13 protein-coding genes are annotated in these 17,650 nt (G+C 43.6%); 12 read left to right on the forward strand and 1 reads right to left on the reverse strand.

The window, feature by feature from the left end:
• Positions 1-13: 13 nt before the first annotated feature.
• From galE to gnd, 12 genes are all read left to right on the forward strand, one after another.
• Positions 14-1,027 (forward strand): UDP-glucose 4-epimerase GalE, encoded by a 1,014-nt coding sequence (galE, locus tag CTZ24_RS15590; protein WP_208723990.1) that lies wholly within the window; start codon positions 14-16, stop codon positions 1,025-1,027.
• Positions 1,028-1,453: 426 nt separating this feature from the next.
• Entirely contained in the window at positions 1,454-2,533 is a 1,080-nt protein-coding gene (gene rfbB / locus CTZ24_RS15595) for a dTDP-glucose 4,6-dehydratase (RefSeq protein WP_208723991.1), read from the forward strand.
• Positions 2,533-3,420: a dTDP-4-dehydrorhamnose reductase gene (rfbD, locus tag CTZ24_RS15600; protein WP_208723992.1), complete on the forward strand. Its 888-nt coding sequence runs from the start codon at positions 2,533-2,535 to the stop codon at positions 3,418-3,420. Before rfbB ends, rfbD begins: the two co-directional genes overlap by 1 nt.
• Before the next feature lie 38 nt (positions 3,421-3,458).
• Positions 3,459-4,343: a glucose-1-phosphate thymidylyltransferase RfbA gene (gene rfbA / locus CTZ24_RS15605; RefSeq protein ID WP_208723993.1), complete on the forward strand. Its 885-nt coding sequence runs from the start codon at positions 3,459-3,461 to the stop codon at positions 4,341-4,343.
• On the forward strand, positions 4,340-4,873 hold the full coding sequence (gene rfbC / locus CTZ24_RS15610; RefSeq protein WP_208723994.1) for a dTDP-4-dehydrorhamnose 3,5-epimerase: 534 nt from the start codon (positions 4,340-4,342) through the stop codon (positions 4,871-4,873). The genes rfbA and rfbC overlap by 4 nt, the downstream gene beginning before the upstream one ends.
• Before the next feature lie 114 nt (positions 4,874-4,987).
• Positions 4,988-5,824, forward strand: coding sequence for an ABC transporter permease (locus CTZ24_RS15615; protein WP_437180279.1), 837 nt, complete (start codon positions 4,988-4,990; stop codon positions 5,822-5,824).
• On the forward strand, positions 5,814-7,193 hold the full coding sequence (locus CTZ24_RS15620; protein ID WP_208723996.1) for an ABC transporter ATP-binding protein: 1,380 nt from the start codon (positions 5,814-5,816) through the stop codon (positions 7,191-7,193). The genes CTZ24_RS15615 and CTZ24_RS15620 overlap by 11 nt, the downstream gene beginning before the upstream one ends.
• Positions 7,168-11,205 (forward strand): glycosyltransferase, encoded by a 4,038-nt coding sequence (locus CTZ24_RS15625; protein ID WP_208723997.1) that lies wholly within the window; start codon positions 7,168-7,170, stop codon positions 11,203-11,205. The genes CTZ24_RS15620 and CTZ24_RS15625 overlap by 26 nt, the downstream gene beginning before the upstream one ends.
• A gap of 14 nt (positions 11,206-11,219) precedes the next feature.
• Positions 11,220-13,028 (forward strand): HAD family hydrolase, encoded by a 1,809-nt coding sequence (locus CTZ24_RS15630; protein ID WP_208723998.1) that lies wholly within the window; start codon positions 11,220-11,222, stop codon positions 13,026-13,028.
• Entirely contained in the window at positions 13,025-13,954 is a 930-nt protein-coding gene (locus CTZ24_RS15635) for a glycosyltransferase family 2 protein (RefSeq protein WP_208723999.1), read from the forward strand. Before CTZ24_RS15630 ends, CTZ24_RS15635 begins: the two co-directional genes overlap by 4 nt.
• A 15-nt stretch (positions 13,955-13,969) precedes the next feature.
• Positions 13,970-14,788: a glycosyltransferase gene (locus CTZ24_RS15640; RefSeq protein ID WP_208724000.1), complete on the forward strand. Its 819-nt coding sequence runs from the start codon at positions 13,970-13,972 to the stop codon at positions 14,786-14,788.
• Between the two features lie 233 nt (positions 14,789-15,021).
• Positions 15,022-16,431, forward strand: a complete 1,410-nt coding sequence (gene gnd / locus CTZ24_RS15645) for an NADP-dependent phosphogluconate dehydrogenase (RefSeq protein ID WP_208724001.1) — start codon at positions 15,022-15,024, stop codon at positions 16,429-16,431.
• A gap of 32 nt (positions 16,432-16,463) precedes the next feature.
• Here gnd and CTZ24_RS15650 read toward each other — a convergent pair whose 3' ends face one another.
• Complete coding sequence (locus CTZ24_RS15650) at positions 16,464-17,582, reverse strand: succinylglutamate desuccinylase/aspartoacylase family protein (RefSeq protein ID WP_208724002.1); 1,119 nt, start codon at positions 17,580-17,582, stop codon at positions 16,464-16,466.
• Between the last annotated feature and the right edge of the window lie 68 nt (positions 17,583-17,650).

Here is a 17,650-nt window from a genome sequence, read left to right on the forward strand (position 1 = left end):
TAAAGGAGTACGCATGGCTATTTTGGTAACGGGTGGGGCGGGGTACATTGGCTCTCACACGGTGCTGGCGCTGTTGCAGCGCGGTGACGACGTTGTAGTCCTTGATAACCTTTGCAATGCCTCGCGCGAAGCGATTAACCGCGTAGAAAAGCTGGCGGGCAAAAAGGCGGTGTTTGTTGAAGGTGATATTCGCGATCGTGCGTGCTTGCGCGATCTGTTCGCCGCCAATGAAATTACGGCTGTCATCCACTTTGCTGCGTTAAAGGCGGTGGGGGAGTCGACCCGTATGCCGCTGGAATACTATGAGAATAACGTGGCAGGCACCGTCGTGTTGCTGGAAGAGATGCGCAGCGCGGGTGTATGGAACTTTATCTTCAGCTCTTCAGCGACGGTCTATGGCGCTGATGCACCGGTTCCTTATGTGGAAACCACCCCGATTGGCGGCACCACCAGCCCCTATGGCACATCAAAGCTGATGATTGAACTGGTGATGCGCGACTTCGCCAAAGCGGATAACCGCTTCAATGCGATTGCGCTGCGTTATTTCAATCCGGTAGGTGCGCACGAATCGGGTGAGATTGGTGAAGATCCAACCGGCATTCCGAATAATTTGTTACCGTACATTGCTCATGTCGCCATCGGTCGTCTCGACAAACTGGGCGTGTTTGGCGATGACTACGATACGCCTGACGGCACCTGCCTGCGTGACTATATCCATGTTGTCGATTTGGCCGAAGGCCATCTGAAAGCGCTCGACCATCTGCCAAAAGTGACCGGGTATAAAGCCTATAATCTCGGCGGCGGAAAAGGTTTCTCGGTGCTGGAGATGATCAACGCGTTTGAAAAGGCTTCCGGTAAGCAGATTCCGTTTGAGTTTAAGCCGCGTCGCGACGGCGATCTGCCTGCATTCTGGGCGGATGCTTCGCTGGCGAATAGCGAGCTGGACTGGCGTGTGACTCGGGGTATCGATGAGATGATGCGTGATACCTGGAACTGGCAGTCAAAGAACCCGAATGGCTTTAAGTAATTTTCATCTGTTGGCGGGCTGTTTAGCCCGCCCATTTCCCATTTTCCCCGCCGTGTCTTCATCCCTCTTTCATCAAAATCTGATTGAGTTGGTTTTGTGACTCAGTAACCATCTTGCTCCCTGTGCGACGGTCAATATTTACACTAACTACCCGTTGAAAATTGCAATTCATTCGTCATTGATCTGCGTGGGTGGTAGAATTCATAACGGTTTAATGATAATCCTCCTTTATTAATTTCATTGATAAATGAGCGATTATTCAGAAAGATAGCTTTGAATAATTTTGAAGCGCCGTCTCGACATTTTGACTCTGTCTCAGCTACGTGGGAGCTGTAAACCCAGGGGCGGTAGCGTGCCTGTTGCACAGGCATTTTCCATTTCAATTGGTGTTAGTCTTACTGAGTAAGTCGGGATAAACGAGACATTATGAAAATCTTAATTACAGGTGGTGCAGGGTTTATCGGTTCAGCTGTGGTTCGCCACATTATCGACAATACGAATGATGAAGTGATTAACGTTGATAAATTAACCTATGCCGGCAATCTCGAATCTCTTGATGCAGTCAGCCAGAACGAGCGCTATAACTTTAGAAAAGTTGATATATGTGATGGCGTTGCGCTACAGGCGGTATTTAACGAATTTGCACCGGATGCGGTGATGCATCTGGCGGCCGAGAGTCATGTCGACCGCTCAATTACCGGACCGGCGGAATTCGTCCAGACCAATGTCGTCGGGACATATGCGTTACTGGAAGCAAGCCGTCAATACTGGTCTGCTTTACCTGCCGAAAAGAAAGCCGCCTTCCGCTTCCATCATATTTCGACTGACGAAGTTTATGGCGACCTGCCGCACCCGGATGAAATGGCGGGTGAACTGCCGCTCTTCACCGAAACCACCCCTTATGCACCAAGCAGCCCATACTCATCGACCAAAGCCGCCAGCGATCATTTAGTGCGTGCCTGGGGCCGCACTTATGGGTTGCCGGTAATCGTGACCAACTGTTCAAACAACTATGGTCCTTATCATTTCCCGGAAAAATTGATTCCCCTGATTATCAGCAATGCACTGGAAGGCAAACCGTTGCCGATTTATGGCAAGGGTGACCAGATTCGCGACTGGCTGTATGTTGAAGACCACGCCCGCGCGCTCTATACCGTAGTGACCAAAGCGGCGACAGGCACTACCTACAACATCGGTGGACATAACGAAAAGAAAAATCTCGATGTGGTATTGAAGGTGTGTGAGCTGCTTGATGAGTTGCGTCCAAAAGATACGGCCTATGCGGAACAGATTGTCTATGTTCAGGATCGTCCGGGCCATGATCGCCGTTATGCGATCGATGCCGATAAGATCAAGAAAGAGCTGGGATGGTCGCCTCAGGAAACTTTTGAGAGTGGTTTGAGAAAAACGGTTGAGTGGTATCTGAACAATCAAACCTGGGTAGAGCATGTCAAAAGCGGTTCTTACCAGAACTGGTTAAAAGAAAACTATGAGAATCGCAAATAATGAATATCTTGCTGTTTGGTAGAAATGGCCAGGTCGGCTGGGAACTGCAACGTGCGTTATCGCCCTTGGGTAATGTCATGGTACTTGACCGTCATTCTGTTGATTACTGCGGTGATTTTGAGAATCCAACAGGTATTGCAGAAAGTATTCTGAAAATTAAGCCTGATGTGATTGTCAATGCGACAGCCTATACCGCTGTAGATAAAGCAGAGAGTGAAGTTGAAAAAGCGCGTCTGGTTAATGCGACCAGCGTGAAAGCAATGGCAGAAGCGGCTAATAAAATTGATGCCTTAGTGGTTCACTACTCAACCGATTATGTCTTTGATGGTGGTGGCACGACCCCCTGGAAGGAAACGGATAGCACCGCACCTTTGAATGCATATGGATTGACCAAGCGCGAAGGTGAAGAGGCGATTATTGCTGCTGCTGCCAAATATCTTATCTTCCGCACCAGCTGGGTATATGCAGCGAAAGGCAACAACTTCGCGAAAACCATGATTCGGCTCGCTCAGGAGAGAGAAGCATTATCTGTTATTGATGATCAATATGGTGCCCCAACGGGTGCTGAGTTAATTGCGGATTGCACAGCTCATGCCATTCGACTCACGGTAACAGATCCTGAAAAGTCGGGAATTTATAACCTTATTGCTTCGGGTATCACAACCTGGCACGCCTATGCTGAAACAGTGATTGACTATGTGAAGCAAAAGGGTCTGCCGTTAAAAGTTGAAGTCGTGAACAAGGTTGAAACCTCTGCCTTCCCGACCCCCGCTAAACGACCATTAAACTCAAGACTCAACACTGAAAAGTTCACCTCCGCCTTTAAGCTTAATCTGCCGGATTGGAAACTTGGTGTTAAACGTATGCTTGATGAGCTCTACAATTGAGACGAGTGAAGTCAGATAACAAATGAAGGGTAAACGTTGTGAAAAGTAAAAAAGGAATAATTCTTGCTGGTGGATCAGGAACACGCCTTTATCCTGTGACAATGGCTGTAAGTAAACAGCTGCTGCCAATTTATGATAAGCCGATGATCTATTATCCGCTAAGTACTCTGATGCTAGCGGGTATTCGCGATATTTTAATTATCAGTACTCCGCAAGATACTCCTCGTTTCGAAAGTCTTCTTGGCGATGGTTCCCAATGGGGTCTGAACTTGCAATACAAAGTTCAGGAAAGCCCGGATGGCCTTGCTCAAGCCTTTATCCTTGGCGAGGATTTTGTGGGTGAAGATAATTGCGCATTGATTCTAGGCGACAATATTTTTTATGGACATGACCTTTATAAGCAGCTTGAAGAAGCTTCTAATAAAGAGAAAGGCGCGACCGTATTTGCTTACCATGTCCATGATCCAGAGCGTTACGGTGTTGTTGAGTTTGATAAAAGTGGCAAGGCAATCTCATTAGTTGAGAAGCCTAAAGAGCCAAAAAGCAATTATGCTGTAACCGGTCTGTATTTCTATGACAATAGTGTTGTTGAAATGGCCAAAAATCTCAAACCATCACCGCGTGGTGAACTGGAGATTACGGATATCAACAATCTCTATCTTGAAAAAGGTGAACTTCAGGTTTCAATCATGGGACGCGGGCATGCCTGGCTGGATACCGGGACGCATGAAAGCCTGATTGAAGCTAATAACTTCATTCAAACCATCGAAACGCGCCAGGGTTTGAAAGTCGCATGTCCGGAAGAAATTGCTTATCGGATGGGCTTCATTGAAAGAGAAAAATTAAAATCGCTGGCCGAACCGATGATGAAGAATAAATATGGCCAATATCTGATGGCGTTGTATGAAGGCAAGTTAGTATGAAGATTATTGACACGAAAATTGCAGATGTAAAAATTATTGAGCCGAAAATATTTGGCGATGAGCGTGGCTTTTTTCTTGAGACTTATCAGAAAGAGCGCTACCTGTCAGCATTGAATATCAATGGCGATTTCGTTCAGGATAACCACTCCCGTTCCTCGAAAGGGGTGTTACGCGGGTTGCATTTCCAGCGTGAAAATCCGCAGGGAAAACTTGTAAGAGTCGTCAGAGGTGAGGTGTTTGATGTGGCAGTAGATATTCGCCCGGATTCTCCCACATTCAAACAGTGGGTTGGCGTTTATCTTTCAGAGGAAAATAAAACTCAGTTTTGGATACCACCTGGCTTAGCACACGGTTTTGTCGTGGTTTCTGAGTTTGCAGATTTCGAATATAAATGTACTAATTATTACGATCCAACCAGTGAAGGTTGTTTGTTGTGGAACGATCCGGCAGTTGGCATTGAGTGGCCTATTGATGCCCCGCTGCTTTCTGAAAAAGATAAATGTGGAAAACTGCTTTCTGAACTTATCTGAGTTAAATGATGGAAGTCTCATGAACATTCGTTTTACAGAGACTTTCCTAAACAGACTCAAAAAAAGTAAAGCTAGTTATAGTTTACAGATATCTGGTATTAAATTAATGGATTTATAATGGACCCGCATTCTACAAAATCTTCATCGATTCTCGTGTTACTGAAAAGCATATGCACGAATCGAAATCTGATATTTCAGATGACGAAACGAGAAATCACTGGCAGGTACCGAGGCTCTATTATGGGATTGCTTTGGTCCTTTATTAATCCTGTGTTAATGCTGACAGTGTATACTTTTGTTTTTTCTGTCGTATTCAAGGCCCGATGGGGAACCGGTTCGGCTGGGGAGTCCAAAACAGACTTTGCCGTTATACTGTTTGTTGGTCTGATAGTGCATACTCTTTTTGCCGAAACATTGATGCGCGCACCAACATTGATCATAGCAAACGTAAACTATGTCAAAAAAGTGGTTTTCCCGTTAGAGATACTATCAATTACCAGCCTGGCTGGTGTGGTTTTCCATTCGTTAATCAGTCTGCTGGTATTGCTTGTGGCATTTGTAATTTTCAACGGTTTTGTACATTGGACTATTGTATTTATCCCTTTAGTCTTTTTCCCATTGATTATTGTAGCCCTTGGGTTCTCTTGGTTCCTTTCTTCACTTGGCGTTTTTATTAGAGATGTAGGTCAAACAATTGCTATCATCACTATGATACTGATGTTTCTATCACCGATTTTTTATCCGGTTAGTGCGCTCCCCAAGGAATTCCAAACAATTATAATGTTTAACCCGTTAACATTTATTATTGAGCAGGCAAGGAATGTATTAATTTGGGGTAAGTTACCAGATTTTCAGGGGTTAGCAATTTATTCTATTGGTGCTGTTTGCTTGATGTGGCTTTGTTTTGTCTGGTTCCAGAAAACACGAAAAGGCTTTGCAGATGTCCTCTAAAGAAAATGCAATTGAAATCCATGGCGTAAGCAAATGCTTTCAGGTATATGAAAATCCAGCTCGTCGGTTGAAGCAATTTATTTTCCCCCGTATTGACCGGGCATTAGGTAAGAATGCCCGAGTCTATCACGAAGATTTTTGGGCGCTTCGTGATATTTCATTTGTTCTGCCAAAGGGACAAACGATGGGGATTGTAGGACGGAATGGTTCAGGGAAATCTACACTGTTGCAGATTATTGCCGGTACCTTGAGCCCTTCAACTGGCAGTGTCAATGTTAATGGTCGCGTCGCTGCGCTCCTTGAGTTGGGAGCTGGTTTTAATAGCGATTTTACTGGTAGAGAAAACGTATATCTTAATGCTTCCTTACTTGGGTTAACCAAGGAGGAAACTGATAATAAATTAGATGATATTCTCTCTTTTGCAGATATTGGTCGTTTTATCGATTCACCGGTTCGTTCCTATTCTAGCGGAATGTTGGTTCGCCTGGCTTTTGCAGTACAGGCTCAGATAGACCCAGAAATTCTGATTGTTGATGAGGCATTGGCGGTTGGTGATGCTAAATTCCAGGCTAAGTGCTTTGCTCGCCTGAAGAAATTAAAAGAAGATGGAACTTCCATATTATTTGTTTCTCATGCTACTGAACAGATAGTGACCCATTGTGATAGGGCAGTATTGCTGGAGAGCGGGGTTGCTCAGGCAGTAGGGAAACCTAAAGATATTGTTAATCAATATCTTGATATTCTGTTCGGTAAGAAGAACGGTGGTAATGATGAGAGGCAAAGAGTTGACGAGCAAATTCAGGAAGCTGCAAAAGGGGAGCGAGAACGCCTTGCAAGAGAGATTGATAATAAATCAGAAGAAAGTCAGTTCAACTCGCTGCTGAAGGGTAATTATAGCGAAAGGCCAAATTATAACCCTACAGAGTATCGTTGGGGTGATAAAGCAGCTGAGATCGTTGATTTCTTTCTTGAACAAAATAGTTCAGTTTATCCCCCCATTCTTGAGCCTGGTAAAGAATGTGTTATTGCTTTCAAAGTTCGTTTTAATAGTACTGTTTTCCGCCCCATTTTTGGCTTTGCGGTTAAGACCAAAGAAGGTATCACCGTCTATAATACCAATTCAGAATGGCAATCAGAGCCTATTATTGATGAAGGTGTCGTGGGTACTGAAATCATTGTGTCTGTAAAAATGAATAATCGATTGTTTGAAGGCGACTATTTTATTTCAGTTGGGATTGCCAGTAGTAATACTGCGGGTGAAATTATTCCTCACGACCGTCGTTATGACTCTATACATATTACTTCAGGGCCTGTCAAAACATTTACAGGACTAGCTGATCTGAATGCGAGAATTAACTTTGAAAACTGATATTTACGAAGTATTAAAACAATTTGGATTTCGCCAAAAGGACGATAAAGGTGTTTGGTTTCCAGAGAAAATGGTCGAGTTCGGTTATAACGATGGTGACGAAGCTGAAAATTATATTTTAAATGTAGTATCTAATGCTGCGGATTTGAGTGTTAATTCTGATGAATTAGCTGAAAAAATGGTAGATTGGCCATCAATTTACCATTTAAGCCCACGAAGGGCTAATCTATTACGCCCATTTAGCCAGTTATTCCAGGGTAAAAGAATTCTTGAGATTGGTTGTGGCTGTGGGGCTATTAGCCGTTTTCTTGGAGAATGTGGCGCTCAGGTTGTATCAGTAGAGGGTAGCTTCAGGCGAGCTACTATAGCAAGAGAGCGTTGTCGTGAGCTCGATAATGTAGAAATCATCTGCAATCCGGCCGATAAGTTACCTGATTTGGGTAAATTTGACTTTGTCATGCTTATTGGCGTGCTCGAATACTCACGGGTATTTGTCGGACCAAATGGCGAAGATACTCTATTAGCAGAATGTTACGGTCGCTTGAATGATGATGGTAAACTTTTTGTCGCCATAGAAAACAAAATTGGTATCAAATATTTTTCTGGTGCACATGAAGATCATGTAAATCAACCAATGTTTGGAATTAACAATTCCTATACCAATAATAGCGTGGTGACATTTGGACGTCTGGAATTAATTGAAAAATTACATTCTGCTGGATTTATTCACACCCAAGAATTTCTGCCGTTACCTGACTATAAGCTACCTACTTCAATGGTAACGCCTGTGGGTTGGCGCGATTATTCACCTGAGCTTAGTCAACTTGCGGTTGAGAGTATTCATAAAGATCAACAACTGGCATTTGAGCATATTTTTTCAGCAGAACAGGGCACGCGGAACGTCTGGAATAATAATTTGGCTGCTTCGCTTGCTAATTCATTTCTGATGATTACAGCTAAGCAAGAACAAGTTCCGCTTTTAGATGATGTGGCTGCTATTCATTATTCTGACACTCGGTTAGCTGAATTTAGTAAAACTATAGAATTTGTACGTCATGATGATGGTGGTCTACGGGTACATACACGCAAAAAAGATCGTGAAGGAATTCAGACTGATAATTCGGAATCAACTGATATCAGTGAGTTCTACCAAGGAAATTCATTATGGTTAGAACTAACAAACTTACTAAATCGGCCTAACTGGGAAGTCGCTCAGATTGCTGCATGGGCAAAAGAGTGGATTAATCAACTCCTGAGTAGTGCAAATTTACCTGTTCACTTCGACGCAAATATTGTTTTACCTGATTCGTATCAGGATGCATTGCCATTCAATATTATATCGCCAAAATCAGGTGAGTATCACTTTTTTGATCTTGAATGGAATAGTAATTTCCCAACTCTGGGTTATATAGCCTTTCGTGGTATTTTTCATTCATTATTGCGAATTACATCATTAAGCCATAGCGATTTTTGCCCAACTGCAAACATTTCTGAATTGACCCATATCTTAATGAACAACATGGGTTTTAACCTTGATAAGTCAGAATTTGACACTTATCTTCGCAAAGAAGCTAGTTTTCTTGGTCGTGTTCAATTTGATGATGAAGATAAAATTTACGAAACGCTGAAATCATTAAATTTAGTCATTCGCGCGAAGAAATTAGTTAATATAAATTTACTCGAAGCCGCTCAAGCTGAATCAGCCAGGTTGGTTGAGAAACTCAATACAGTTGTTGCCAATTCAGAGGATTATAATGGTGAACTATCTCTGGATCTATACAATAAAAATCGACAACTGGCAGAGCTTGCTGAGACGATTGCAGCACTAGAAATTGAAAAGAAAGAATTAGAACTAATTAGTCAGTCATTTGCGGCTGAGAATGCAAATCAACAACGCCTGTTGGGGCAATATCATGCAGATATGCAGGCCGTACTTAATTCGTTTAGTTGGAGACTGACATCACCACTTCGCGTTGTTGGGCGTCGTGTACCTGTTCGATTCCGTGCTCCACTAAAACGGATATTTATGTACGGCTTTAGATTACTTCAATCTATGAAGGTAAAAGTTGGTTTAAATATAAAAAATTTAAAGCGCCATATTACTAATAATGGTCTGTTTCGTACTATGAAGACAACTGCAAGACGTCTCGTGCGGGCGGGTTACTATCGTTTACCGTTTAAATATCGCCACAAAGCACTTTCTGTTGCGATGAAACTTTATCCTCGAGGATTTACGCATCACCCGGAATTTAACTCGGTAGTTGGATCGACATCCGGTGTTCATTATGCTAACCCTGTTTTTATCAATCACGATGCAAAATCAGGCTATAGCCTCTCAGTCTCACCGGACGAATACATCTATATCCCGGCTAAGAAACCTTTCTATTATGATGACATTGTGGAGAGTCTTTCTCAGAAACCAAAGTTTTCAATCATTGTTCCTATTTATAATACTCCGCTGGAACTGTTTGAATTAATGGTGTCTTCTGTAAGGAACCAATGGTATGGAAACTGGGAGTTAATTCTTGCCAATGATGCGAGCCCACAACCTGAGATTGTTCCTGCGCTTAAAAGGGCATCTGAAAATGATCAAAGAATTAAGGTCGTTCATTTAAAAGAAAATCAGGGGATTGCCGGAGCGACAAATGCTGCAATTGATAATGCTACCGGTGATTATATTGTCTTCCTTGATCATGACGATGAACTGACACATGACTGTCTGTTTGAGCTATTAAAATGCATTAATGAAGAGAACTCCGATTTTATATATAGTGATGAGGATAAGTTAACTCCCGAAGGTAATTATACTCAACCACATTTCAAACCTGATTGGTCGCCAGATACCATGATGAGTACAATGTACACTTGTCATGTTTCTTGTGTCAGAACGACTCTGGCAAAGAATTTAGGTGGGCTTCGTTCTGAATTCGATGGATGTCAGGATTGGGATTTTGTTTTGCGCGTATCGGAAATGACCGATAAAATCAGTCATATTCCTAAAGTATTGTACCACTGGCGTATCATACCAGCATCTATTGCTTCTGATATTACTGCGAAACCTTATGTTCTTGCTGCCTCGAAGGCTGTTCGTGAACAGGCACTTCTTCGTCGCCAACAAAAGGCGACAGTTGAAGAATTACCAGGTTATCATGGGTATTTCCGATTAAATTATCAGCCTACCAATAACCCTCTCATTTCAATAATCATACCAACGCGCGACAACTCTAAAGTGCTTGGGCGCTGCATTGATTCACTGAGGAAGCTGACGAGCTACCAGAATTACGAAATTATTATTGTAGATAATGGTTCTATTGACCAACAAACACTTGAGTTACTAACTGAGTTAAATAATCAGGAAAAAATCAATGTCTTACGGTATGACTTTCCTTTTAATTTCTCGGAGTTAAATAATTACGGCGTTAAACATGCAGCTGGTGATGTTCTGCTATTCCTGAACGACGATACTGAAGTGTTGCATGAAGATTGGTTAGAGCGTATGGCGGGTTACGCACAATTAGAGCATGTTGGTGCTGTGGGTGCGAAGTTACTTTATCCTGATGGTAAGAGCATTCAGCACGCTGGAGTTTTGAATCTACAAAACGGTCCCAGCCATGCCTTTTTGCGTCAGCATAAGGATTACCCTGGTTACTTCCTCCGCAATCAGATTGAATATAATTGGTTGATTGTAACAGGGGCATGCTTGATGGTTGAGAAGAAGAAATTTGAAGCAGTTTCTGGCTTCGATGAATCATTCCCTATTGCATATAACGATGTGGATCTCTGCATGTCACTCAGCTCGAAGGGCTATTTTAATGTCATGTGTCAGAGCGTTAATTTAATTCATCATGAATCAATCTCCCGTGGTGTAGACCATATTGATGAACAAAAAGCATTGCGCCTTAAAGGTGAATTAAATAGGTTAAATATCAAGCATCCAGGGTTCTATCAATTTGACCCTTATTTTAACCGTAATCTATCACCGAATGGATATAATTTCGAGATCATGAAATAAAGGAAGTATATAACATGATAACATCTAATAAGTCTCTGGGAGAGCAAAGTCTTTACACGTTGAGATACCTTGCAAAAAATGCAAAGGTTATTTCTTTTGATTTTTTTGATACTCTGTTTTTAAGACCTATCGAAGATCCTGAAGATGCGTTCGATATCGTTGGGATTAAATATAACTTTGCTAACTTCCGTCAGCTTAGACGTAAGGCACAAACTGAAGCGTTTCGGGAAATGATTAAAGATGGTCGTAAAGAGATCAATCTTAAAAATATCTATAATAATTTTCCTGAAGTCGGCTATCGTCGCCTGGAATTAGAGCAAGCAGAATATTGTCTCGAGTTGGAACTCATTGAACCAAATCCTGAAGTTATTAGTTTTTTTAACGAGATGATCACTGCTGGAAAGACTGTTATTATAACATCTGATATGTATTTCGATGCGGGTTTTTTCGTAAAGGCATTAGATAAATATAATATCAAGCGAGTTCCACTTTATATTTCTGCTGATCAGAATGCGACTAAGCGTGATACAGGTGAAATCTTCGAAAACATCATTCGTGATTTCGCTGTAAAACCTAATGAAATTTTACACATAGGTGATAATCAAACTGCCGATGTTGTCCGTCCTGGCGAAAAAGGATTACTGACATGGCATTATAATCCTGAACATTTAATCAATAAGCGAAAAGGGCTGTCCCTTGTTAGCTCAATTGTTAATGGCCTTCATCGTACTCGTTCCGAAGAGATTGCACCCGTCGGAAGTTTCAGTGAGCTTGGCTATAAGTTTCAAGCACCAGCTACGTGGGGATTCTTGAATTGGATTGAGCTGCAGTGCATCTCCGATGGTATCACTAAGTTACTCTTTATTTCGCGTGATGGTTATTCTCTGGAACATCTTGCCAAAGAATACTTCAAGGATAAATTACCATCTTTTGATTATTTCATGGGGTCGAGGATTGCTTTCAATCTGGCATTGATGACTGAGCAGAATTTTACTAGTCATATTCCTTTCTTAATGTCGGGAGCCGATGGGCTTTCTCCAGGAGAATTACTGGAGAGGATAGGTATTGAACCACCTGATGACGAAGTCATGCATGCCATTGGCATTCCTTCTGGCACAATAATTGCGCCAGATAACTATGATCTGATAAGTAAATTTTTAGCAGCCTATCGTGTAGAAATACTCAAAATTTGTCAGCAAAATCGCCGCGGCCTGTTCATGTATCTGCGTGAGTTGGGTATTAAACCAGGTGATAAAATTGGTATGGTCGATGTTGGCTGGAGTGGGACAACTCAAGAAGCGTTCGAAGAAATTATCAAGACATTCATGGATGTTGAAGTCGTGGGTTACTATTTTTGTCTGGCAAACACAGCAGAAAAAAAACGTCGCGAATACAAACATGTTATGAAGGCTTTGGTCAGCAACGATTCTGTCAATTCACAAGTTGTAGATAAGATTTATGAGAACAGAATGGCAGTCGAACTGTTTTTCTCTGCTCCTCACGCTACCATCATTGGCTACAACCCTGTCCATAATAGAGTGTTACCAGTTGCTGATGTTGGACGTGCAAAGGCTAAGAATCATAACGAAATTATATCCAGTCTGAATCATGGGCTCGCTTCATTTACACATGACTTTCTCACTTTCTGTGAACGTTTGGATGTACGGTTCTCACCTTTGCAATTAGCACAACCTATGATTGATTTAGTGACCAATGATAGCTGGCGTAATAATCCTCTATTTGGGCAAATTGAAAATTTTGATTCTTGGGCCAGTTCCCGAAATCAAACTATGAAATTTTCCGATTATTTCAAGAAGCCATGAATAATAAGTTTTCATCTTCTGTTGCCATTTTACTGGGCACCTTTAACGGTGCTCAGTTTATCAATGAGCAGCTTAGTTCATACCAACGTCAAACTTACAGCAATTGGTCGTTATGGGCAGCTGATGATGGCTCGGTAGATGGCTCTCAGCGTTTGATTAAAAATTTCTCACAAGTCTCTCCACAACCGGTGATCTTACTGGAGGGGCCGAGACAAGGTGTTTGCCATAATTTTGCTTCATTAATCAGCAATGACGAGATCAAGGCATCTTATTATGCATTTTCTGATCAGGATGATGTCTGGTTAGAGCATAAACTAGAACGTGCAGTCAGATGGCTTGACTCAATTCCTGATGATACTCCGGCATTATACTGTGGCAGAACCAAGCTTATTGATACTTATGGCAAGGAAATAGGGTTCTCCCCGGCCTATACTAAACCGCCATCCTTTGCTAATGCATTGCTGCAAAATCTCGCCAGTGGTAATACCATGGTGTTCAACAATAAAGCACGCGAATTACTTAAGCATGTCTCGAATGGACCGATGGTAATACATGACTGGGCATTATATCTTGTCGTGACGGCTTGTGGTGGGCAAGTTTTCTTTGAACCAGAACCTACGGTCTTATATCGTCAGCATGATAACAATGTTATTGGCAATGGAATGGCTTTGATGACGCGTATCGACAATTTTAGGAAAGCGCATCATGGACGTAAGGCAATGTGGAATGATATTAATATTGCCATGCTAAATTTGATAGGCCATCAGATGACGACTAATAACCAACGCAGATTTAATGACTTTGTTGCCATCCGCGATAATACCTTATTCGAACGTTTACGCTTGCTTATCCGGTCCGGTGTTTATCATCAACAGTTCGCTGGCATGCTGACCACTCTGTCTTACGCGCTATTGAACCGTATGTAACTAACGGGTGTTTCAGTGAAAATTATTGCTTCATTAGTTTTATATCGCCATACTCAGGCTGATATTAAAAAAACTCTAGAATCGCTATTTTCCGAGGAAAGTATCGATAAAATTTGCATCGTTGATAACGGCGGATATTGCATTTGGTTAGATGAACTATCTCATCCAAAAGTTGAAGTCATCAGGCTGGCTGCAAATCGTGGCTTCGGTAGTGGGCACAATGCTGTATTTCAAAAGTTCAGTCAGGATTTCGACTATACACTCATTTGCAATCCAGATATTTCATTTTCACCCGGACAAGTTGACCAACTGTATTCCTTCAGTATGCAACGCGAAACGGGCCTTTCGATTCCAAAAGTCGTTTATCCAGACGGAAGTTTGCAACATGGGTGCAAGCTTTTGCCGAAACCTTGGCAACTCTTTATGCGGCGTTTTGGATCTACCATGGCGGTGAAGATGAATCAGGATTATGAATTGCGCCATGCTGACTATAACCGCACTTTCTTTGCCCCTTCACTATCAGGATGCTTTATGCTGATAAGTAGACAGGCATTACAGAAAACTGGCGGATTCGATGAGCGTTTTTTCCTCTATCTGGAAGACGTCGATCTCAGCCGAAGAGTTTGTGCAGCTGCTCTACCGGTTGAATATTGCCCTGATTCAACGGTCGTTCATGAATCTCAGCGCCGTTCATATCGTGATGTTAAGTTTCTGATGTACCATATTTTTTCTGCTGTACGCTATTTTAATAAATGGGGTTGGTTGATAGATAAAGAACGTGAGGCATTAAATTCACGCTGTTTATCTGAACTTCCCCTGGCACGAAATCTTTGACAAGTCATTGAGAGCAAAAGGGGTTATATGTGCAGCAAAATCGCTTTTTAACAAAATTGCTCATTTTAAAACCTCATTTTTATCAGTGATTTGAAATTGCTGATTCGTGTTTTTGGGAGAGCACTTAGCATCATTGGTGATGTATGATAGTACGGTCATTGGTAATGTAATCAATACTTCCCTTAGATAAGGCAAAAGCTGTTAGCGCTTTTATATCCAGACAGGAGTAAGAAATGTCCAAGCAACAAATCGGCGTTGTAGGTATGGCAGTGATGGGGCGTAATCTGGCCCTCAATATTGAGAGCCGCGGCTACACTGTATCTATCTTCAACCGTTCTCGTGAAAAGACTGATGAAGTCGTCGCTGAGAACCCGGGCAAGAAACTCGCGCCTTATTACACCATCGAAGAGTTCGTTGAATCACTGGAAAAACCTCGCCGCATCCTGCTGATGGTACAGGCTGGTGAAGCGACAGATAAGACCATCGCTTCTCTGACTCCTCACCTGGACAAGGGCGACATTCTTATCGATGGCGGTAACACCTTCTATAAAGACACCATCCGTCGTAATAAAGAACTGTCTGATCAGGGCTTTAACTTCATCGGCACCGGTGTTTCAGGTGGTGAAGAGGGCGCATTGAAAGGCCCATCAATCATGCCTGGCGGCCAGAAAGAAGCGTACGAACTGGTTGCACCAATCCTGGATAAAATTGCTGCGCGTGCCGAAGATGGTGAAGCTTGCGTGACTTACATTGGTCCGGATGGCGCTGGTCATTACGTTAAAATGGTGCACAACGGCATTGAATACGGTGATATGCAGCTGATTGCAGAAGCCTATGCACTGCTGAAAGGCGCACTGGGCTTGACCAACGAAGAGTTAGCAAAAACTTTCACCGACTGGAACAATGGTGAACTGAGCAGCTACCTGATCGACATCACCAAAGATATCTTCACCAAGAAAGATGAAGACGGTAAATACCTGGTTGATGTGATTCTGGACGAAGCCGCGAACAAAGGTACGGGTAAGTGGACCAGCCAAAGCTCGCTCGACCTGGGCGAACCGCTGTCACTGATCACTGAGTCCGTGTTTGCGCGTTACCTCTCTTCTCTGAAAACGCAGCGTGTTGCCGCGTCTAAAGTACTGAGCGGCCCGCAGGCGAAAGCCTTCACCGGTGATAAAGCGGAATTCGTTGAGAAAGTCCGTCGCGCACTGTACCTGGGTAAAATCGTCTCTTACGCGCAGGGCTTCTCTCAGCTGCGTGCTGCTTCTGAGCAGTACAACTGGGATCTGCATTATGGTGAGATTGCGAAGATCTTCCGTGCGGGCTGTATCATCCGTGCTCAGTTCTTGCAGAAAATCACTGATGCTTACGCAGAAAACGCGAACATCGCTAACCTGCTGTTGGCACCATACTTCAAAAATATCGCTGATGAATATCAGCAGGCGCTGCGTGATGTCGTTGCTTACGCTGTACAGAACGGTATCCCAACTCCGACCTTCTCAGCGGCTATCGCATACTACGACAGCTATCGTTCAGAAGTGCTGCCGGCTAACCTGATTCAGGCTCAGCGTGACTACTTCGGTGCGCATACTTATAAGCGTATCGATAAAGACGGTGTGTTCCACACCGAGTGGCTGGACTGATAATAATAAGGCTTCCTTCGGGAAGCCTTTTTTTACCCCACCAATAAATCCCCCTCACGTCCGGCATTTTCCCCGGCCAGCCGCACCATCAACATCCCTGCGGTCGCAAATTTCATCAGATTGCGTGCGTATAAGATGCCGCCGAATTCAGCCAGCAATGGTGTCACCTGATCGGTGATGGGATCAATAATCTCCGCTACAACCTCACCGGCTGCAATCCTTTCCCCAATCTTACGACGATTAAGTATCAAGCCCGAATGTGGTGCAAAGATATATTCACAGCCCGCCAGCTCTGTCGCAGGATTAATCAGGGCAGGGGACTCACCTACCTCACCCGCAATATAGCCACCTTCAATCAGCGCATTAATAATCGCATCTGCATCTTTCTCTGCCTGCTCAGGTGAAACATCAGCCACACCCCGTAGTTCGAGCGTCACGGGCAGTAATCCACGCGGCATTGGATATTCGTCACCATAACGTGTCGCCAGTGTCAGCCACGGTTCGCAACAGGCTTCATCAAAGGGTTCTCCACCGGACACTTGCGCCAGCAACTGAACTTCACTGCCCAGCCAGCGAGCCAGTGGCTCTATATCCGGCCACGCATGAGGGGTGGTGTAAAGATGAGGGACCGCATCCCAGTCGCAATGCAGGTCAATCATTAAATCGGCCTGACTGGCCATCCGCATCAGTGTGAAACGTTGTGCGTCCAGCTCGGTTTTGGCGATGGTGTCACGGTAGTGGCGGTCAATAGCATCCCGAATCAGCCGTTTGTTTTCGTACTCACTCTGTGTCAGTGAACCGGCCAGCTCCGCAACTAATGTCTCACCCAATGCCGGAAAGCGACGGTTAAAGTCCTGCCCGGAGAGCGTATGAAACCGCCCCAGATGAGTACCATGCCAGTGCTGCCCCAAAGCCAGGGGATTGGCTACCGGCACCAACGTAAATGAAGCTTTTAGCTGCCCGGTGGACTCCAGCTCCAGCAATTTTTGTTTCAGATACCAGGCCACCGCCATGCCTGGCAATTCATCACCATGTAAAGCAGCCTGAATATAGACACGTTTGTGTGTGTCGCCGCCGCTGAAGTGAAAACTATAGATTTCACGCTGCGTACCCAGCGAAGCGCTTAAAAGAGGGTGATGTTGTTGTTGCATGGCGTTAATGATGTCCTGTTTGCTGCCGCGCGCGAGCTACACGCAGACATTGGTGTTTCGAATGGCAA

Source organism: Pantoea phytobeneficialis (genome assembly GCF_009728735.1).
Lineage (GTDB): Bacteria > Pseudomonadota > Gammaproteobacteria > Enterobacterales > Enterobacteriaceae > Pantoea > Pantoea phytobeneficialis.